Genomic DNA, 19,500 nt, shown 5'->3' with positions numbered 1-19,500 from the left:
CCGGCGTCACCCCGCCGCCGGATTTGCGGAAGGTCGCCAGCCGGGCCGGCGCGTCGGGCATGTGGCGCGAGCCCGATGCCGCATCGGCGCGATCGGCGATGAAGCGCTTGACGATGCGGTCTTCCAGCGAATGAAAGGTCACGACGGCGAGCCTACCGCCGGGCTTGAGCACCCGCTCGGCGGCGAACAGCGCGCCCGCCAGTTCGCCGAGCTCGTCGTTGACGAAGATGCGCAGCGCCTGGAAGACGCGGGTGGCCGGATGGATCTTGTCCTTCGGCGCGCGGCCTATATGGGTGGCGATGGCGTCGGCCAGATCGAGCGTGCGCTCGAAGGGCCGTTTCTGGCGCCGGGCCTCTATCATGCGGGCGATGCGGCCGGCATGCCGCTCTTCGCCGAGAAAGCCGAAGATGCGGGCAAGGTCGCCCGCCTTGAAGGTGTTGACGACATCGGCGGCGCTCAGGCCCGCTTGCGCCATGCGCATGTCGAGCGGCCCGTCGGCGCGAAAGGAAAAGCCGCGCTCGGCCTGGTCGAGCTGCATGGAAGAAACGCCGATGTCGAGCACGACGCCATCGGCGCCCCCGACATGCTCGTCCAGCGTCGAGAACGGCGCCTCAACGAGCTTCAGCCTGCCGCCGGCCTGCCGTTCCAGAGCCCTGCCCGCGGCGATCGCATCCGGGTCGCGGTCGATCGCCACGACCGAAGCGCCGCGCTCGAGGACGGCACCGGTGTAGCCGCCGGCGCCGAACGTCCCGTCGACGATCGTCTCGCCCGGCTTGGGTTCAAGCGCCCCCAGCACTTCGCCAAGGAGGACCGGAATGTGACGGACCAGTCCGCCAACGGCGTGAGGATCATCGCCGTGGCCAGCCATCATTCCGGTCGCTCCCCGGGCTTCGTCCCCTGCCGAAGCTGCAAAAGCCTGGCCCGCGCCTGCGCCCCGTAGGCGGCAAGCCGGCCCGGTTCCCAGACCTGAAAGAAATTGCCGCGGCCGACAAAGGCCACCTCGTTCGAGATGCCCGTGTGCTCGCGGATGAAATCGGTCATCGTGATGCGGCCGTCCTGGTCCAGTTTCAGGAACGTCCCGTCGCCATGGCAGAAGAAGGACATGTCGTCCGCCGTCTGCAGGAAGGGATCCTCCAGCGCGATCCGCTGCTCGTAGCGGTCGAGCAGGTCGAGCCCGCCGACGTCCATCGCCGGAAGGTCGAGGCAGCGTAGCGCATAGAGCTCCGCATAGCCACGTTTCTGCACGACCGCGCGGAAGTGCGCCGGAACGGACACCCGCCCCTTCGCATCGATCCTGTTCACTGCGCTTGACAGAAATCGGTCCACTACGCGTTACAGCCGCTGTCGCCGCTGCACCCCTTCCCATGTTTTTCTCCGCGCCGCCGTCGTGCGTCGCCTCGCGACAAATCGCTTCATTCACCAAGGCGAAAACCGGCAAACGCGCAGCCGCCGCGACTGCCCGATTGGCGTACGCTTCACCCTGACGCGGAACGAAGGCTTGATGATGTGAATGGGATATCATGGGGCACTATGGGCGTCAACGGGAAGAGGCATCACAAACGCGCATGCCACAACCAGGAAGAGCAGACTGACGGCACGTCTCGTCTTTATCGTCCATTAAGCCTAACGAACCGTTTAGAACCGTCTGGCCCAAAAGGACGCGGCTTGCTGCGAGCCTTCGGCGCGCCTAGCGTCGAGCCTCTGTTCAGCGAGGAATGAGCCCATGGCCGAAACCGCGAAGTCACGCGCCGCGACACTTGCCCATCTGCGCAGTGGCGATTTCGCCAAGGGCGATCCCATCCCCTTGCCGCTGACAATGGCCTCGATCTTTCATTCGCCGGGCGACGCGACGGGCTTCGATCAATACGGCCGTTTCAGCAATCCGACGTGGCACGCCGTCGAGCATGCGCTTGGCCATCTGGAGGATGCGCAATGCGTTGCCTTTCCGTCGGGAATGGCAGCGATTTCGGCGTCGTTTTTTTCGCTCGTCAAATCGGGCGACCGCATTCTCTTGCCCTCGGACGGCTACCATACGACACGTGCGCTGGCGGAGCGTTTCCTGAAGCCGCTCGGCGTCACCTATGACGTGAGGCCCACATCGAGCATGCTCGATGGCGGTTTTGCCGGCTACCGGCTGGTGTTCGCCGAGACCCCGTCCAACCCGAGGCTGGACATCTGCGACATCGCCGCCGTCGCCAAGGCCGTGCACGAGCAAGGCGCGATCCTCGTCGTCGACAACACGACGATGACGCCCTTCGGCCAGCGCCCGCTCGACCTCGGCGCCGATGTCGTGGTGTCGGCCGATACCAAGGCGATCAATGGGCACTCGGATGTGCTGTTCGGCCATGTCGCCAGCCGCAATCCGGATATTGTCGCCAAGGTCAGGGACTGGCGCGAGACGGCAGGCGGGATCCCCGGGCCGTTCGAGGCCTGGCTCGTCCATCGCGGCCTCGAGACGCTGGAGGTGCGTTTCGATCGCATGTGCTCTTCGGCCGAAGCGATCGCCCGTCGTCTCAAGCGACATCGCGCGGTGAGCGGCCTGCGCTTTCCCGGGCTCGAGGGCGATGCTTCGCATAATCTGGCGCGCGCCCAGATGGAGCGCTTCGGCTTCCTCATCTCGTTCGAACTGGCGTCGGAAGAGAAGGCCGAGGCTTTCATCGACAATTGCGCGCTGTTGGAATCGACAACTTCCTTTGGCGGCGTGCACAGTTCGGCCGAGCGACGCTCGAAGCGCGGCGATGCGGTGCCGCCCGGCTTCGTGCGCCTTTCGGTCGGCTGCGAACCGGTGGAGGAGCTCTGGCAGGCGATCGAGGTGTCGCTGGACCGGCTCGGCGGTTGAGCCGATCACCTCGTGAGATCGTCGGCTCCGATCTTGCGACGTCCGTGCAGCACACGGAGGATTTCGACCGCATGCTCGCCAACTCGATATAAGGTGAGGTAGTCGCCGACGATGAGATGGCGAACACCCGGCGCAACGTCGTCGCGCGGAGGCCCGGAAAAAGGATAGGTAGCCAGTTGCTGCCAACGGCTTTCAATACGATCGAGTAGTCGGTCTGCTGCGATTTCGTTGTCGCCAGCGACATAAAGCCATATGGCAATCAAATCCTCTTCAGCATGCGCGGTTCGAACAATGGGCAGCAAGCTCATGCTGCTCCACTGGATCTCAAGCGCCTTCGCGCCTCAGCCTTGATCTCTTCAATCGATGCGAACCGCCCCGGCCCGCTGTCGATCCCCTCTTGCACCAGCTTGCGCAATTCCTCGACCGTATAGCCGAGCAGGTCACGCCGGTCCTTCCATTGCCTGAGCGCGTCCCGGATCACTTCACTCGCCGAGGCATACTCGCCGGCTGCCACGACATCGTCGACAGCCTGCGCCAGTTCGGGAGAAAGCGTTATGCTGCGTTTGTCGACCTGACCCATCACCGGCTCCTGATATTTGTCCGCCGGCGCCAAGGTACGATTTAATCGTACCGGCTTCAAGAAGCGTGTGTCCGCCTTGAATCAACAGGCGAGCCTGACGGCACAACCCGCTGATTTCAGGAGCTCTCTTGGATGTCGCGAAGAAAAAATGCCAGCTGGCCTGTAAGCCGGGTTCTGTATGGCCCCCGCGCCTTGCGGCGCGGGAACGTGGCGGCCATTCATCTTGGGCACGTGTCGCCACACGCCTCACGCAACCTACCCGGGCGGTGGGCCGGAAACAGCCCTCGAAGGTTTCCCCTCGCACCGCCCCTATTCGGTTTTGCTCCCGGTGGGGTTTGCCGTGCCGCTCCTGTTGCCAGTCGCGCGGTGGGCTCTTACCCCACCCTTTCACCCTTGCCGCGGCATTCGCCGCGGCGGTTTGCTTTCTGTGGCACTTTCCCTGGGGTCGCCCCCGCCGGCCATTAGCCGGCACCGTGTCTCCATGGAGCCCGGACTTTCCTCACCCGCAGCCTTTCGGCTCTTGCGGGCGCGGCCGCCCGGCCAGCTGGCAAGCGCGTATAAAGGGATTCCCGCCGGAAAACGCAAACGAAAAAGGCAGCTGCCCCGCTTTAGGCGGGCGAGCCGAGCGCCGCCATCTGCACCTTCACCTTGCTGCAATAGGCGGCCGAAACCGGATTCATCCGCCTCGCACCATGGCCGGCATTGTATTTGAGGATCGTGCCGCAGGTCGTGCCGCCGCCGAGCCCTTGCGCCATGGCCAGGTACTTCATGCCGTATTTGATGTTGGTGTCGGGATCGAACAGTCCCTTGGCTGAACCGGTATAACCCATCATCCGCGCCGTCGCCGGCTTGATCTGCATCAGGCCGATCTCGCCGGCGCTGCCGACCATGTTCGGCCGATAGTTGCTTTCGATCTTGATGACGGCCTTGGCGAGCGACACCGGCACGCCGTAGCTCGCCGCATAGCGGGCGATGATCGCAGAATATTGGCCACCGCCGGTCGCCGGGGACGACAGGGCGGGCTTTTCGGGATGGATGGAAGCCGTCGTCGTCAGGTCGATGGTCTTCCTGCCGCGCTTTGCATTGCGCTTGACCGTTGATTTCGCCGACCGCGCTACTCCGGCTTTCTGCACCTTTGCCTGGGCGACTTTCGTGGTTTTTGCGGTTTTGGGATCGGGGGCTGTCTTTGGCGTTGCGGGGGTTGCCGCGAACCCATTGTCGGCCGCCCGCAAGCTAAGGGGGGCACTGTTTGCCGGGCTGAAGGCAAAACTCATCACTCCGGCAGCAACGGCTGCCGCTACAACGGTCAATCTTTGCATGTAGTCCTGTTCTGTTAGAACCGCGCGAAGAATTTCGCGCAGCTGGGCCAACTCAACATCGGAGCATCTTGGGGGGATAGATGTCCAACAACTTGTGGGAGATGCGTTTGGAGAGGGAATTGGCGCCAATGAAGGCGAGGCAATTCACTTTGTATGACAAATTGTAATTTAGGGAACGTGGCGAGATTATTTGGGCGAGGCTGTCTTAACGGAAGCTAGCAGCCTTTGCAGCGTGCGGATCGTCGAGCCGTCCGCCACGCCGTCGACGAGTCGCCGCCGGAAATGCAGCTGAAACGCCGCCACCACGATTTCCGTTTGGCGATCGAAGGCGCCCGATATCTCGACGCTGTAGCCGTAAAGCGCCAGCATCGATTGCAGTGCCTCCACGTCGGCGCCGGTGTCGCCCGCCCTCAGCGCCGCACCATGGCTGATCGGGGTCGCGGCAACGAGATGGCCGACGCCGGCCGCAAAGAGCGCTTTCCAGGGAAACTTCTCGCCCGGGTCGACCTTGCGTCCCGGCGCCACATCGGAATGCGCGAGCACCCTTTGCGGTGGAATGGAATGCCGTCCGGCGACCCCCTCGCATAAACCGATAACGGCGTCGATCTGCCGCTTCGGGAAGGCTTTGTAGCCCAGCGAATGCCCGGGATTGACGATCTCGATGCCGACAGAGCAGGAGTTGATGTCGACACGCCCGAACCATGAACTCTTGCCGGCATGCCAGGCGCGGTCGCTCTCGCGCACCATCTGCACGATGCGGCCATCCTCATGGACAAGATAATGCGAGGACACCTCGCTTGCCGGATCGCACAGCCACGCCTCGGCGCTGGCCCCCGTCGCCATGCCGGTATAGTGCAGCACGATCATGTCGGGCCTGAGTGTGTCGCGCCGCGGACCGAAATTCGGCGACACCCTGACCTCGGCACCCGGCTGGTCGGGCAAAAAACCGCTCATACGTGCCTGAGGCCCCGTTCGATCATCTCATAGGCCGCATTGATCGCGGCGACCCTTGTCGTGGCGATCTTGATGAATTCCTGCGGCAGGCCGCGCGCGATCAGCCTGTCGGGGTGATTGTCGGAGATCAGCTTGCGATAGCGCTTCCTGACCTCCTCGAACGGCTTCCCCCGCTCGATGCCCAGAATAATATAGGGATCGGCGGCGCCGAGATTGACGTGCCGCGACAGGATCGCCTGGTAGTGCGCCTCATCGATCCGGAAGATCTCTGCGATGCGATGCAGGAATTGCCCTTCCCGCTCGTGGATCAGCCCGTCGGCCTTGGCGATATGGAACAGCCCGTCGAGTATGTCTTCCAGCATCATGCAATTCGCATGGCCGGAACCGCATAGCTGCGCCATGCGCTGGGCATAGATTTCAAACCCGGCAACGTCGCGCTTGGCGAGGTCGTAAAGGCGCGCCACGTTGCGCGTTTCCTTGGGCGGCACTTCGAAGATTTCCTGGAAGGCGCGCACCTCGTCCTGGGAGACGATGCCGTCGGCCTTGGCCATCTTGGCCGAGAGCGCGATCATCGCTACCGAGAAGGCAACGCGCCGGCGCAGGTCCGCGTCGCCGGAGAACACGGTCCGCACGGCCTCGACGACATCGGCGACGCCCGAGGACGCCGACGACGAAACACGAGCGATGAAGTCGCCGAGGCGGTCCCAAATCGACATGCCGGCTTCTTAGTGCGAACCGGGCACCGCTATCAAGCCGGGACAATGCCGCAGGTCGAACGGCGTTTGATGGCAGTCCCGCCAAAAGAAAGGCCGGCGCAAGGCCGGCCTTCCGATTTCATTGGACAGATTTCTACTGCGCCGGTGCAGCAGGAGGTGTTGCCGGAGCCGGTTCGGCAGGCTTCGAAGCGTCAGGCGAGGCTGGCTTCATCGGCTGCTCGTTGGCCGGCGGGTTGGTGCTCTGGGTGGTCGTTTTGTCCGTGCCGGTGCCGCTGTCGCTGCAAGCCGCGACCCCCAGCAGGGCGAGCGCCGAAACAGACGCCAGAATGAGCTTCTTCATGATATCTCTCCTTCAGCAAGCGTTCACGTTTCGGTGAACGGCCACAAGAGAAATGCATCGAGCGGCTCACAGGTTTCGTAACGTTGCGTTTCCAAATGTAACATCAACTTGCGATTGCCGCCGAAACGGCGAACTAACAGAGCAAGCGCTCGCACAGATTGGATAGGCAGAATGACGGAAGCCGCGGTGAACAAAAAATGGGATTTCTGGATCGACCGGGGCGGCACGTTCACCGACATCATCGGCCGTGACCCGCGAGGACAATTGCATCCCCGAAAGCTATTGTCGGAGAACCCTGAGGCCTATGCCGATGCCGCCATCCAGGGCATCCGTGACCTGCTTGGGCTGAAAACCGGTGCGACCATCCCCCCTGGCCGGATCGGCGACATTAAGATGGGCACCACGGTCGCCACAAATGCGCTGCTCGAGCGGAAGGGCGACCGGGTGCTCCTGCTCACCACCAAGGGCTTTCGCGACGCGCTGCGCATCGCCTATCAGGCGCGTCCGGATATTTTTGCCAAGGAAATCGTCCTTCCGGAACAACTCTACGAGCGCGTGATCGAGATCGACGAGCGCGTGCGCGCCGATGGCTGCGTCGAGCGGCTGCTCGACATCGCCGCCTGCCGCCCGGCGATAGAGCAGGCCAAGGCCGACGGCATCGACGCGGTCGCCGTCGTCTTCATGCATGCCTGGAAATATCCCGACCACGAGAAAGCGGTAGCAAAAGTCTGCCTCAAGATCGGCTTCAGACAGGTCTCGGTCAGCCACGAGGTCTCGCCGCTCATCAAGCTGGTCGGCCGCGGCGACACCACTGTGGTCGACGCCTATCTGTCGCCGATCCTGTCACGCTACGTGCAGAAGGTGGCAGGCGAGTTGGGTGCCGGCCCACGCCTGATGTTCATGATGTCGTCGGGCGGGCTGACCGCCGCCGACATGTTCCAGGGCAAGGATGCGCTGCTATCGGGTCCGGCCGGCGGCGTCGTCGGTATGGTCGAGACGGCGAAGCTCGCCGGCTTCGAAAAGGTCATCGGCTTCGACATGGGTGGCACCTCGACCGACGTCGCCCATTACGACGGCGAATATGAACGCGCCTTCGACACCGAAGTCGCCGGCGTGCGTATCCGCGCGCCGATGATGCGCATTCATACTGTCGCTGCCGGCGGCGGCTCGATCCTGCATTACGAGGCCGGCCGCTTCCGTGTCGGCCCGGACTCCGCCGGCGCCAATCCCGGCCCGGCCGCTTACCGACGTGGCGGGCCGCTCGCCGTCACCGACGCCAATGTGATGCTCGGCAAGCTGCAGCCCGATGTCTTCCCGGCGATCTTCGGTCCCGGCCAGGACCAGCCGCTCGACGTCGGCACCGTGCGCGAAGAATTCGCGGCGCTCGCTACCGAGATCGGCGATGGGCGCTCGCCGGAAGCGGTGGCCGAGGGCTTCGTCACCATCGCCGTCGAGAACATGGCCAACGCCATCAAGAAGATTTCGGTGCAGCGCGGCTACGATGTCACCGAATATCTCTTGAACTGCTTCGGCGGCGCCGGCGGCCAGCATGCCTGCCTGGTCGCAGATGCGCTCGGCATGGAAGCGGTGCTCATCCATCCCTTCTCGGGCCTGCTTTCGGCTTACGGCATCGGGCTGTCGACAGTTTTTGCCTCGCGCCAGCAGGCGCTGCTGAAGCCGCTCGCCGAAGAGTCCCGCTCCTCGATCGAAGAACTGATTGCGGCTTTGCGCCAAAGTGTCGTCGCCGAACTTGCGGCGCAAGGCATTGCGGAAGCCGCCATCGCCTCGAGACCGGTCCTGCAGATCCGTTATGACGGCACGGACACGACTTTGCCGGTGAATTTCGAGCATGGCTCGATTTTCCGCGCCAGAAGCGATTTCGAGGCCGCCCACAAGGCCCAATTCGGCTTCGTCTACGAAAACAAGCCTATGATCATCGAGGCGGTTGGCGTCGAAGGCAGCGATGTCGGGACCGCTGCGCGCGACGAAAATGAATCAAGCCTCGAAGACAAGGCGGCAAGCCCCTGGCAGACCCGGCAATTCTTCGCCGACGGCGCCTGGCGTGATGCCGGTATCTTCCGGCGCGAGGATCTGAAGCCCGGCCATAAGGTGGCGGGTCCCGCCCTCGTCATCGAGCCGAACCAGACCATCGTCGTCGAACCGGGCTGGCAGGCCATGATCACGGCCCTGAACCATGTCCTGTTGCGCCGCATCGAAAAGAAACGCCGGCAGGCGGCGCTCGGCACCGAGGCCGATCCGGTGATGCTGGAGGTCTTCAACAACCTTTTCATGTCGATCGCGGAGCAGATGGGCGTGACGCTGCAGAACACCGCCTATTCCGTCAACATCAAGGAGCGGTTGGATTTCTCCTGCGCCGTGTTCGACCGTCACGGCGCGCTGGTCGCCAACGCGCCGCACATGCCGGTGCATCTGGGATCCATGGACCGCTCGGTCGAAACCGTCATCCGCCTGAATTCGGGCGATATCCATCCGGGCGACGTCTTCGCGCTCAACGCGCCTTACAATGGCGGCACGCATTTGCCCGATATCACTGTGGTGACGCCGGTATTCGATGACGCCCGCAAGGAAATCCTGTTCTGGGCAGCCTCGCGCGGGCACCACGCCGACGTCGGCGGGACGGCGCCGGGCTCGATGACGCCTTTAGCCACCACCGTCGACGAGGAAGGGGTGCTGTTCGACAATTTCCGCATCGTCGATCGCGGCCGCTTCCGCGAGAAGGAGCTCGAGGCGCTCCTGACCGACCATCCCTACCCCGCCCGCAATCCCGCGCAGAACATCGCCGACCTCAAGGCGCAGATCGCCGCCAATGAAAAAGGCGTGGCGGAGTTGCGCAAGATGGTCGGGCATTTCGGCCTCGATGTCGTCGAGGCCTATATGGGCCATGTCCAGGACAATGCCGCCGAGAGCGTGCGCCGTGTGCTGGAACGGCTGCCCGACAGCTCCGACTACGAATACCCCACCGACACCGGCCAGGCGATCAAGGTGAAGATCACTATCGACCGGGAAAAGCGCCAGGCGACGGTCGATTTCACCGGCACTTCGCCCGTGATGAAGAACAATTTCAACGCGCCGGAGCCGGTGGCGCGAGCCGCCGTGCTCTATGCCTTCCGCGTCATGGTCGAGGACATGATCCCGATGAATGCCGGATGTCTGCGGCCGATCAACATCGTCATTCCCGACGGCTGCATGCTGAAGCCCGCCTACCCGGCCGCGGTCGTCGCCGGCAATGTCGAGACCTCGCAGCATGTCACCAACGCGCTGTTCGGCGCCATGGGCGCGATGGCCAACGCGCAAGGCACGATGAACAACCTCACCTTCGGCAACAAGCAATACCAGTATTACGAAACGATCTGCTCCGGCTCGCCGGCCGGCCGGATGAATTCCGGCCGCGGCTTTGCCGGCACTTCCGGCGTCCACACGCACATGACCAATTCGCGACTCACCGATCCGGAGGTGCTGGAATTGCGCTTCCCTGTCGTGCTCGAGGACTTCCACATCCGCGAGGGCTCCGGCGGCAAGGGCAAATGGAACGCCGGCGACGGCACCAAGCGCACCATCCGCTTCTTGGAGATGATGGAGTGCGCCATCCTCTCCTCGCACCGCAACCGGCCGCCGCAGGGTCTCGACGGCGGCGGCGATGGCGAGGCAGGCTCGACCAAGGTCAGACGCAACGACGGCTCGGTCGACGTGCTGAAGGCCTGCGACCAGACGACGCTCGATGCCGGCGAGGCCGTCATCGTCATCACGCCGACGCCCGGCGGATTCGGCAAGGCGTAAGGAAGGCGTCAACTTAATGCATGTTGCGCAAAAGAGTGCAGCGGTTTTGCGAAAACGAGATGCATAAAAACAAAGACCTAAAGCACGTCGCCCGAATCCGTTTCAGCGCGACGCGCTTTAACGTCAACAGCCTGTCACCCGCCTGTCACAACGCTGCGCTACCCGCTTGCGCCAACGCAAACGGGGAATCACTTCGCCATGTCGGATGTCTCGGGAGAACTCGTTTTTCGGCGCGGCAAGGAAGTTGGAAAAGCGGTCTATCAGAACAGCGCATTGTCGAAGGACGGCATTTCCGAGCGGCTTTTCGCCTTCCTGTTCTCCGGCCTCGTCTATCCGCAGATCTGGGAAGACCCCGATGTCGACATGGACGCCATGCAGCTCGGCGCCGGGCATCGGATCGTCACAATCGCGTCAGGCGGCTGCAACATCCTGGCTTACCTCACCCGCTCGCCGGCCCGGATCGATGCGGTCGACCTCAACGCCGCGCACGTCGCGCTGAACCGCATGAAGTTGGAAGCGGTTCGCCATCTGCCCTCGCAGGGCGACCTGTTTCGTTTCTTCGGCGCCGCCGACACCAGCCACAATTCGGAAGCCTACGACCGCTTCATCGCACCGCATCTCGATCCGGTCAGCCGCCACTACTGGGAGCGTAGGAACTGGCGTGGCAGGCGCCGTATCTCGGTCTTCGACCGCAACTTCTATCAGACCGGCCTGCTTGGCCTTTTCATCGCCATGGGCCATCGGGTGGCAAAACTGTTCGGTGTCGATCCGGCCGGCATCATGAAGGCCGAGAACATCGGCGAGCAGCGTCGCTTCTTCAACGAGGAATTGGCGCCGGTCTTCGACAGAAAGCTCCTGCGCTGGGCGACATCGCGCAAGGCCTCGCTGTTCGGTCTCGGCATCCCGCCGGCGCAGTACGACTCGCTGATCACCTCCGGCGACGGCTCGATGGCGAGCGTCTTGAAGGCGCGGCTGGAAAAGCTCGCCTGCGACTTCCCGCTGAAAAACAACTATTTCGCCTGGCAGGCGTTTGCCCGCCGTTACCCGGAGCCCGGCGAAGCTGCCCTTCCCGCCTATCTGGAACAGCGCAACTACAAGACGATCCGCACCAACATCGATCGCGTCGCCATCCATCATGCAAATCTGATCAAGTTCCTGGCCGGCAAGGACGCTGGCTCGGTCGACCGCTTCGTCCTGCTCGATGCGCAGGACTGGATGACCGACGACCTGCTTAACGATTTGTGGACCGAGATCACCCGCACGGCCTCGGTCGGCGCCCGCGTGATCTTCCGCACCGCGGCCGAGCCCAGTCTGCTACCGGGCCGCGTCTCCAATTCCCTGCTCGACCAGTGGCACTATGAGAACGAGGCTTCGCGCGAATTCTCGGCCAGGGACCGCTCAGCGATCTATGGCGGCTTCCATCTTTATGTGAAGCGCGCGGCATGAGCACGACGGAACTGCCGGCCAGCCATGCCGAACTGATGGACGGCGTCTATCGCTGGCAGCGCCACATCTACGACCTCACCCGCAAATTCTATCTGCTCGGCCGCGACCGGCTGATCGCCGGCCTCGACGTGCCGTCAGGCGGCAGCGTGCTCGAGCTCGGTTGCGGCACCGGCCGCAACATCGTGCTGGCCGCCCGCCGCTATCCGGATGCCCGCTTCTTCGGCCTCGACATCTCGGCAGAAATGCTGGAGACGGCGAATGCCGCGATAGCCCGTGAAGGTCTGGCAGCGAAGGTCAACCTCGCGCGCGGTGACGCCACCGACTTCGACGCCAAGGCGCTTTTCGGCACCGCGCGGTTCGACCGCGTTTTCGTGTCCTATTCGCTGTCGATGATTCCTGGCTGGGAAAAGACCGTCACGGCAGCACTGGCTTCGCTTGCGCCCGGCGGTTCGCTGCATGTCGTCGATTTCGGCCAGCAGGAAGGCCTGCCGCGCTGGTTCCGCGCCCTGCTGCGCGGCTGGCTGCGAAAATTCCATGTCGAGCCGCGCGCCTCGCTGCGCGACGTCCTTGAATCGGAATCCGAGCGGACCGGCGCAACCTTCCGTTTCAGAACGCTTTATCGCGGCTATGCCTGGCTGGGCGTGATCGGCGCTCGAAAGTAGGCGGGCTCCTACTGATGTAGGGCCTTCACCAGCGCTGCCACCATCGTCTGCGGCCGGTAGCCGAGCTTGGCCGGCGTCAACCCGAGGCGCACCACCACCAGTTGCTCTGATGGCACGATGGCCACCGTCTGGCCGTCATGGCCCTCCATCCAATAGGTATCCTTGGGCAGGCCGGCGGCGGCACCCGCGCCGGGACTTTCCTCATCGCCCGGTCCCTCGATCCAGACCTGGCCTTTGCCGTAGACTTTCGAGGCCGGCGCCGGCTGCCGCATCCAGTCGACGAAGCCGGTCGGCAGGATCTGCGCGCTGTTCCAGACGCCGCCCTGCAGCAGGAACTGGCCGAAGCGCGCCCAATCATGCGCCGTGGCATAGAGATAGGACGAGCCGACGAAAGTGCCCTGTTCGTCGGTTTCGAGCACCGCGCTGTGCATGCCGAGCGGCTCGAACAGCGCCGTCCGCGGCCATGCCAGCGCTTTCGCCTTGTCGCCGACCGCGTCCTGCCACAGGCGCGAGAGCATCACTGCCGTGCCGCTCGAGTAGGAGAACACCTTGCCGACCTCGCCGGTGAGCGGCTTGGCCTCGCCGAAGCCCGCCATGTCCGCTTCGAGATAGAGCATGCGCGTCACGTCGGCGACGTCGCCATAGTCTTCGTTGAATTCCAGCCCGCTCGACATCGCCATCATGTCGGCAAGGCTGATTGCCGCCCGCCCGTCGGCCTTCCACGGCGCGAACAGGGCCTTGTTGTCGAGCGCCATCTTGCCGTCCTTCATCAGCGTGCCGACGATCGCGGCATTCACCGTCTTGGTCATCGACCAGCCGAGCAGCGGCGTCTTGGCCGAAAAGCCGTCACCATAGCGCTCCGCGACGATACGGCCGTTCTTCACCACAACGATCGCGCGCACGCCGGTCCCGGCCATGGCGGGATCGTCGACGATCGTTGAAACCTCCGGATTTTGCGAAGCATCCACCCGCTCGCCGTCGGGCCAGAGCGCATCTGGCTGTGTCGTCGCAGCGGGCGGTGCCACACGCAGGACGGTCTGCCGCGCCTTGCCGGTGTCGCCATCCGGAACCGATGCGCAGCCGACGCCGTCGCGCTCGACGGCGAGGCTCTTGCCCAGAACCCAAAGCAGGCCCGCCGAAACAAGCCCCCTTTCCTTATCGACGGATACTTTCATCAGCTTGAGCAGTGGATGGCCCGGCGCCTGCACGTCGACGGCCAGCACTTCATTCGGGTCGCGGCCGGCGATGAACACATTGGAGCAGACGATCTTGGCCGAATAGCCGGAGCCGACACGGATCAGCTCGGGCGGCGCAAAATAAAGCCAGGCGAAGAGCGCGACCACCGCCAGCACCACCAGGCCCAGCAGCCATTTGATGAACCTCACGACAGCCCGCATCTTTTCCCGCCCTTTGGATTTCCCGGCTCGCTTTATGTCATCGATTTGCCGCCATTGCTTCCGCAAAATCATGTCCGATGTCGATCGCCGTCAATGGATTATCAACCATGTTCGGCGATGACGGAGGGATGTCGCCCAAAAGTGCCAAGCTGCTTTGGGACAATGACATGCGTGAAGAATGGGCGGTCCTGTGGGGCGATCGTCCGGAGGGGGCCCGCGTAAGCGACCACCATCAATGAAGGACCCATCAGCGGCCGGCTGATCCCGGCTCGGGGGATATCATGCGCCGTCTTGCGGCCATCCTGATGCTTACGCTGTTGGGCGCCTGCTCGACCGTCGAGGATCTTTCGCCGCTGACGCCGTCAGCGCAGACGGTCGCGATGCGCGCGCCCCGTTTCGAGGATTCCAAGCCGCATGAATGGGACAGCGGCGCGCCCTGGACCTACGCCATCCACGGCACCGACGTCTCCAAATACCAGGCCTCGGTCGACTGGCCGACGGCCAAGGCCAGCGGCATCTCCTTCGCCTTCATCAAGGCGACGGAGGGCGGCGACCGTTTCGATGACTATTTCAACGAGCACTGGTCACGCACCAAGGCCGCAGGAATCCCGCGCGCGGCCTATCATTTCTTCTATTTCTGCACGCCGGCCGCCACCCAGGCGCGCTGGTTCATCGCCAATGTCCCGAGAGACCCGTCGGCGATGCCGCCGGTGCTCGACATGGAATGGAACCCGAAGTCGCCGACCTGCCGGCTGCGCCCCGATCCCGCGACCGTGCGCAGCGAAATGAGCACCTTCCTCGAAATCGTCGGGCGCCATTACGGCAAGAAGCCGATCATCTATACGTCGCTCGACTTCTTCGATGACAATAGCCTGGCGACGTTCCGCGGCTATCCTTACTGGCTGCGCTCGGTCGCCGGCCATCCGCGTCAGAAGTATGGCAGCCATCCCTTCGCCTTCTGGCAGTACACCGGCACCGGCATTGTGCCCGGCATGACCGGCAAGTCCGACATCAATGTTTTCAATGGCTCGGAAGCCGCCTGGAACAAGTGGCTGCGGCAGAACACCCGTTGACATCGGCCCCCGTGCCTGCTTTTCGACACGGCGGGCGGCGTATAGTTGCAACCGCTGGTGATGCGGAGCGGCGCACCCAACCGGGGGTGCCGAACGGCGCTCCTGAATTTTGAAATCTACGCATGATCCTGTCCGCACCGGGCCGCCGATCATGCGCCGGTCTCGAAAGGGAAGCGATGCGATTGCGCGTTGAAATCCTGGCGGCGCTGCTGGTCGGCGCTTTCGCCTGGCCTGCGGCGGCGCAGGAATGCGGCGGCGATTTCGAAGCCTGGAAACAGGGCGTGGCTGTCGAGGCCAAGGCAGCCGGCGTCGGCGCCGTCGGCCTGGACGCGCTGGAAAAAGCCGCGATCGACGAGAAGGTGCTGGCGCGCGACCGCGCTCAAGGGGTGTTCGCCCAGACCTTCGCCCAATTCTCGAACCGCATGATCTCGGCCTATCGCCTGAAGCAGGGCGCGGCCAACCTCAAGAAATATGCCGAGGTCTTCGCGCGCGCCGACAAGGAATTCGGCGTGCAGCCGGCCGTCATCACCGCATTCTGGGGACTGGAGACCGATTTCGGCGCGGTGCAGGGCGATTTCCATACGCTGGACGCGCTGGTCACCCTCTCGCATGACTGCCGCCGGCCTCAGCTCTTTCGGCCGCAACTGGTGCCGCTGCTGACCTTGATCGACCGCGGCGTGCTGCCGGCCGACGTCAAGGGCGCCTGGGCTGGCGAAATCGGCCAGACGCAGATCCTGCCGACCGACTACCTCGCCCGCGGCGTCGACGGCGACGACGACGGCAAGGTCGATCTCAGGAACAGCGCGCCCGATGTGATCATGACCACGGCCGACAAGATCCTGTCGCGCGGCTGGAAGCGCGACCAGCCCTGGGTCGAGGAAGTGCGCGTGCCGGACGACATGCCGTGGGACCAGACCGGGCGCACGAACAAACTGCCGATCTCACAATGGGCTCAGTGGGGCGTCACCAACCCGAACGGCACGTCGCTTGTCGATAACGGTCTCAAAGCTGGCCTGGCCTTGCCGATGGGTCGCAAGGGCCCCGCCTTCCTGACCTACGACAATTTCGACGTTTATCTGGAGTGGAACCAGTCCTTCACTTACGCGCTCACCGCTGCGGTGCTTGCGACCCGTCTGGCCGGCGCGCCGCAATTCGACCCACGCACGCCGGAGCAAGGGCTCAATGGCGATCAGATGAAGGCGCTGCAGACCAAGCTCGAAGCCAAGGGCTACGACGTCGGCACGGTCGACGGCATTCTTGGCACGAACACCCGCGAGGCGATCCGCAAGGAACAGATGCGGCTCGGGCTGCCCGTGGACGGCTGGCCGACGCCGGAGCTGCTGGCGAAATTGTGAAATGGTAGCGAGATTCCGCTAACCTCGCCTCGACCGCAAGAAATCGATGAACGCACGCAGTGCCGGCGGCACGAGCCGGCGGCTCGGGTGGTATAGATAGAAACCCGGAAAGCCGGGCGACCAGGCTTCGAGAAACCGGACCAGCCTGCCCTTCTCGATCCATGGCTGGACCTGATAGTCAATCATGTAGGCTACACCTGCCCCATCCAGCGCCGCCTTGAGCATCAACTCCGTATCGTTGACGGTGAGACTTCCCTTGACCGCGATTTCCAGCGATCGCTTGCCGCGCGAAAACTCCCATCGGTAGATGTTGCCGCCGCCGGGCCACTGGAAGTTGATGCAGCGGTGCTCGTGCAGGTCCTGTGGATGACGGGGGACTGCGCGGCCCTCCAGATAGGCCGGAGCAGCCACAGCTGCCATTTGCAGATCGTCACTCAGCTTCACCGCCACCATGTCTTTCTCCAGCCGCTCGCCAAGGCGGATTCCGGCGTCGAAACGCCCCTCGACAATGTCGGTCAGCAGGTCGTCGACGATGACGGTCAGCGCGACGTCGGGATAGGCGCGCTGGAAATCGCCGAGGACCGGCGCGATGAAGCGCATTGCGGCAACGCGCGGAACGTTGATGCGTAGCGAACCGGCCGGGCTGACACGCGCGGTCTGGACCTCGGCAACAGCGTCATCCAGCTCTCCGAACGCAACGCCAAGGCGCGTAAACAGCGTCTCGCCGGCAGCAGTCGGCGAGACACTGCGCGTGGTGCGATTGAGCAATCTCACGCCGATACGCGACTCCAACTGTCGGATCGACTGGCTGAGCGCAGGCGGCGACACCCGCAGCCGCGCCGCCGCGCGGACGAAGCTGCCCTCTTCCACTATCGCCGCAAACGCTTTGAGCTCGGTGAATTCGGATCCGCGCATTATGTATCTCTGGATTAACAAGGCAGTCAGATAATAGGCGATTATCCGATCAATTGCAGGTCGCTATTTCTCAACCCAACGGTCACATCGGCGCAGCCGTGAAGAGTTGAAGGAAATCGATCATGTCCCAATCGCTGCAGGGCAAAACCGCAATCGTCACCGGCAGTTCACGTGGCATCGGCCGTGCCGTAGCCGAGGGTCTCGCCGCCGACGGCGCGTCCGTCGTCGTCAACTATGTCGGCAACAGAAAGGCCGCCGATGACGTGGTCGCTGCCATTTCGGTCAACGGCGGAAAAGCGGTGGCAATCCAGGCGGATATTTCCATTCCAGCCGATGTCCGCAGGCTGTTCGACGAAGCCGAGGACCAGCTGGGCGCCATCGACATCGTCATTGCCAACGTCGGCATCGCCGTCATCAAACCGCTCGTCGAAGCAAGCGAGGCCGATTTCGACCACGTCTTCGGCACCAACGCCAAGGGCACGTTCTTCACGCTTCAGGAAGCGGCCAAGCGTGTCCGCGATGGCGGCCGGATCATTGCCGTCTCGACCGGCGGCACCAAGATGTTCTTCACCCAGACGGCGCTCTATCTCGGCAGCAAGGGTGCCGTCGAGCAGTTCGTTCGCGTGCTCTCGCGCGAGCTCGGGCCGCGCGGCGTCACCGTGAATGCGCTGTCGCCAGGCTTCACCGACACCGACCTGCTGCCGGAGCGGGATCGCGCCGTGGCAGCCGGCATGTCGCCGTTCGGCCGGATAGGCACGCCACGCGATGTTGCCGATGTTGCAGTCTTCCTGGCCAGCGACGCAGCCCGCTGGCTGACCGGCGAGAATATCCAGGCCGGCGGCGGAGTCGCCTAGTCCGCCATTGTCTCCAAGCTCGCAAATCCCTGCGGCGCGTCGCCCTCATCGAACGGCGTCGTCACCTCGACGAACGTGTCCGGAAAGAAGCCGTTGAAGCGCGTCCTCAGTGACAGCGAATAGGCGCCGATATGGCCGATCTCGATCCAGTCGCCGGTATCGACTGTCTCCGGCAGCCAGAACGGTCTGGACAATATGTCGACGGAATCGCAGGTCGCGCCGCAGACCTTGAACGGCACGATTGTCTTGTCGCTGCCGTTGCGCGTGCGGATCGCGGGATCCGGGATGAAGCGCGCCGGCAACGTGATCTTGCCGGTCCATGAATCCGACAGCGATGCCCAGATGCCGTCATTGATGTAAAGCCGTTTGCCCTTGCGCAGCAGCACGCGCACGATCAGCGACAGGCAACGCGCCACGATCACGCGGCCGGGCTCGGCGACCAGCGGCATCTCGTCAAACTGATACTCCTCGAGGTCGCCGGCCAGCCGCGACATGAGCTGGCCGAGTGACGGCATCTCGATGTGCTTGCGATTGGGATCGTGGCCGTATTCGGCGGGAAAGCCGCCGCCCACGTCGAGCCCGGCAATGTCGAAGGTCAGCCGGTTGCGCACCCAGTCGGCCGAGGCCAGCGCCCGCTCATAGGTGTCCGGGTCCTCGATCTGGCTGCCGACATGGAAGCAGAGGCCGACCTTGTATCCGGTGCGGTTGAGCCGCTCGGCAAGCTCGACCGCGTTGGCCGGCCCGGCGCCGAATTTCTTCGACAGCTCATAGGCCGCATGGCCTTTGGTCTGGATACGCACGAACACCGTCACCGCGCCCGGGTCGATGTCGAGCGCCCGCACCACGCGCGTCAGCTTGGTGATCTCGTCCTCATGGTCGAGCGAAATCACCCGGATGCCGTATTTCTCCAGCGCCAGCTTGATGTCCGACTGCGCCTTGACCGGATGCATGTAGAGCATCTCGGCATCCGGTGAGACAGCGCGCACAGCGGCGAACTCGCCGGGCGAGGCCACGTCGAAGGCGCTGACCCCGGCCTCCACCAGTGACTTCAGCACAATCTGTTCGCCATTGGTCTTGACCGCATAGGCTGTCTTGCCGGGGAACATGCCCATGAACTGCAGGGCATCAGCCCTCAGAACCTGAGGGCGGAAGCAATAGACCGGATCGTCCGGACGAAGCGCCAGTGCCGCCTCGCGGGCATTTTCGAATCGCTGCATGGACGAATCCTTGATCTGGGCGCGCACAATTAATC

19 protein-coding genes and 1 other RNA gene are annotated in these 19,500 nt (G+C 63.7%); 8 read left to right on the top strand and 12 right to left on the bottom strand.

Translation table 11 applies throughout. The annotated features are described in order from the left end of the window. Together rsmH and mraZ are read right to left on the bottom strand one after the other, a co-directional pair. Positions 1-871: 16S rRNA (cytosine(1402)-N(4))-methyltransferase RsmH (rsmH, locus tag DH10_RS07770; protein ID WP_192384576.1), on the bottom strand; the 871-nt coding region annotated here is incomplete at its 3' end. Next, positions 868-1,326 carry a division/cell wall cluster transcriptional repressor MraZ gene (gene mraZ, locus DH10_RS07765; protein WP_192243182.1) on the bottom strand — a complete coding sequence of 153 codons (459 nt, stop codon included), beginning with the start codon at positions 1,324-1,326 and terminating at the stop codon, positions 868-870. The genes mraZ and rsmH, both read right to left, overlap by 4 nt. A gap of 397 nt (positions 1,327-1,723) precedes the next feature. Here mraZ and DH10_RS07760 point away from each other — a divergent pair, with 397 nt between their 5' ends. Further along, positions 1,724-2,839, top strand: a complete 1,116-nt coding sequence (locus tag DH10_RS07760; protein ID WP_192243184.1) for a cystathionine gamma-lyase — start codon at positions 1,724-1,726, stop codon at positions 2,837-2,839. Positions 2,840-2,844: 5 nt separating this feature from the next. Here DH10_RS07760 and DH10_RS07755 read toward each other — a convergent pair whose 3' ends face one another. The 7 genes from DH10_RS07755 to DH10_RS07725 all read right to left on the bottom strand — a co-directional run bounded on the left by DH10_RS07755 (position 2,845) and on the right by DH10_RS07725 (position 6,748). After that, on the bottom strand, positions 2,845-3,147 hold the full coding sequence (locus DH10_RS07755) for a type II toxin-antitoxin system RelE/ParE family toxin (RefSeq protein WP_192243186.1): 303 nt from the start codon (positions 3,145-3,147) through the stop codon (positions 2,845-2,847). After that, complete coding sequence (locus tag DH10_RS07750) at positions 3,144-3,419, bottom strand: type II toxin-antitoxin system ParD family antitoxin (protein ID WP_192243188.1); 276 nt, start codon at positions 3,417-3,419, stop codon at positions 3,144-3,146. Before DH10_RS07750 ends, DH10_RS07755 begins: the two co-directional genes overlap by 4 nt. 147 nt (positions 3,420-3,566) lie before the next feature. Continuing rightward, positions 3,567-3,967, bottom strand: an RNA gene (gene rnpB, locus DH10_RS07745) — RNase P RNA component class A. Positions 3,968-4,027: 60 nt separating this feature from the next. Further along, positions 4,028-4,738, bottom strand: a complete 711-nt coding sequence (locus tag DH10_RS07740; RefSeq protein ID WP_192243190.1) for a lytic transglycosylase domain-containing protein — start codon at positions 4,736-4,738, stop codon at positions 4,028-4,030. Positions 4,739-4,924: 186 nt separating this feature from the next. Further along, positions 4,925-5,692, bottom strand: a complete 768-nt coding sequence (locus DH10_RS07735) for an N-acetylmuramoyl-L-alanine amidase (RefSeq protein ID WP_192243192.1) — start codon at positions 5,690-5,692, stop codon at positions 4,925-4,927. Next, complete coding sequence (locus DH10_RS07730; RefSeq protein ID WP_192243194.1) at positions 5,689-6,408, bottom strand: J domain-containing protein; 720 nt, start codon at positions 6,406-6,408, stop codon at positions 5,689-5,691. The genes DH10_RS07735 and DH10_RS07730 overlap by 4 nt, the downstream gene beginning before the upstream one ends. A 133-nt stretch (positions 6,409-6,541) precedes the next feature. Beyond that, entirely contained in the window at positions 6,542-6,748 is a 207-nt protein-coding gene (locus DH10_RS07725; RefSeq protein ID WP_192243196.1) for a hypothetical protein, read from the bottom strand. A 186-nt stretch (positions 6,749-6,934) separates the two neighbouring features. Between DH10_RS07725 and DH10_RS07720 the strand changes: the two genes are divergently transcribed. The 3 genes from DH10_RS07720 to DH10_RS07710 all read left to right on the top strand — a co-directional run bounded on the left by DH10_RS07720 (position 6,935) and on the right by DH10_RS07710 (position 12,654). Further along, complete coding sequence (locus DH10_RS07720; protein ID WP_192243547.1) at positions 6,935-10,546, top strand: hydantoinase B/oxoprolinase family protein; 3,612 nt, start codon at positions 6,935-6,937, stop codon at positions 10,544-10,546. A 198-nt stretch (positions 10,547-10,744) separates the two neighbouring features. Continuing rightward, positions 10,745-11,992 carry a BtaA family protein gene (locus tag DH10_RS07715; protein WP_192243198.1) on the top strand — a complete coding sequence of 416 codons (1,248 nt, stop codon included), beginning with the start codon at positions 10,745-10,747 and terminating at the stop codon, positions 11,990-11,992. Next, entirely contained in the window at positions 11,989-12,654 is a 666-nt protein-coding gene (locus tag DH10_RS07710) for a class I SAM-dependent methyltransferase (protein WP_192243200.1), read from the top strand. Before DH10_RS07715 ends, DH10_RS07710 begins: the two co-directional genes overlap by 4 nt. Before the next feature lie 8 nt (positions 12,655-12,662). On the opposite strand, the gene DH10_RS07705 is transcribed toward DH10_RS07710, so the two are convergent. Continuing rightward, the gene (locus DH10_RS07705) at positions 12,663-14,051 is read right to left on the bottom strand and encodes a serine hydrolase domain-containing protein (protein WP_192243202.1); all 1,389 of its coding nucleotides are present in this window, start codon (positions 14,049-14,051) and stop codon (positions 12,663-12,665) included. 77 nt (positions 14,052-14,128) lie between these two features. Between DH10_RS07705 and DH10_RS07700 the strand changes: the two genes are divergently transcribed. From DH10_RS07700 to DH10_RS07690, 3 genes are all read left to right on the top strand, one after another. Further along, positions 14,129-14,290 carry a hypothetical protein gene (locus DH10_RS07700; RefSeq protein WP_192243204.1) on the top strand — a complete coding sequence of 54 codons (162 nt, stop codon included), beginning with the start codon at positions 14,129-14,131 and terminating at the stop codon, positions 14,288-14,290. A 42-nt stretch (positions 14,291-14,332) separates the two neighbouring features. After that, on the top strand, positions 14,333-15,124 hold the full coding sequence (locus tag DH10_RS07695; RefSeq protein ID WP_192243206.1) for a glycoside hydrolase family 25 protein: 792 nt from the start codon (positions 14,333-14,335) through the stop codon (positions 15,122-15,124). A gap of 176 nt (positions 15,125-15,300) precedes the next feature. Then, complete coding sequence (locus tag DH10_RS07690; RefSeq protein WP_192243208.1) at positions 15,301-16,479, top strand: lytic murein transglycosylase; 1,179 nt, start codon at positions 15,301-15,303, stop codon at positions 16,477-16,479. An 18-nt stretch (positions 16,480-16,497) separates the two neighbouring features. Here DH10_RS07690 and DH10_RS07685 read toward each other — a convergent pair whose 3' ends face one another. Further along, entirely contained in the window at positions 16,498-17,394 is an 897-nt protein-coding gene (locus tag DH10_RS07685) for a LysR family transcriptional regulator (protein ID WP_192243210.1), read from the bottom strand. A 122-nt stretch (positions 17,395-17,516) separates the two neighbouring features. Between DH10_RS07685 and DH10_RS07680 the strand changes: the two genes are divergently transcribed. Beyond that, positions 17,517-18,248, top strand: coding sequence for an SDR family oxidoreductase (locus DH10_RS07680; RefSeq protein ID WP_192243212.1), 732 nt, complete (start codon positions 17,517-17,519; stop codon positions 18,246-18,248). On the opposite strand, the gene DH10_RS07675 is transcribed toward DH10_RS07680, so the two are convergent. Then, a complete protein-coding gene (locus tag DH10_RS07675) occupies positions 18,245-19,465 on the bottom strand; it encodes an alanine racemase (RefSeq protein WP_192243214.1) in 1,221 nt (406 codons plus the stop codon). The two genes, DH10_RS07680 and DH10_RS07675, sit on opposite strands and share 4 nt — an antisense overlap. Positions 19,466-19,500 lie beyond the last annotated feature (35 nt).

The organism is Mesorhizobium silamurunense (assembly GCF_014843825.1).
GTDB classification, from domain to species: domain Bacteria; phylum Pseudomonadota; class Alphaproteobacteria; order Rhizobiales; family Rhizobiaceae; genus Mesorhizobium; species Mesorhizobium silamurunense.
The sequence above is the reverse complement of the archived record's forward strand: the minus strand, read 5'-3'. Positions and strand labels throughout refer to the sequence as shown.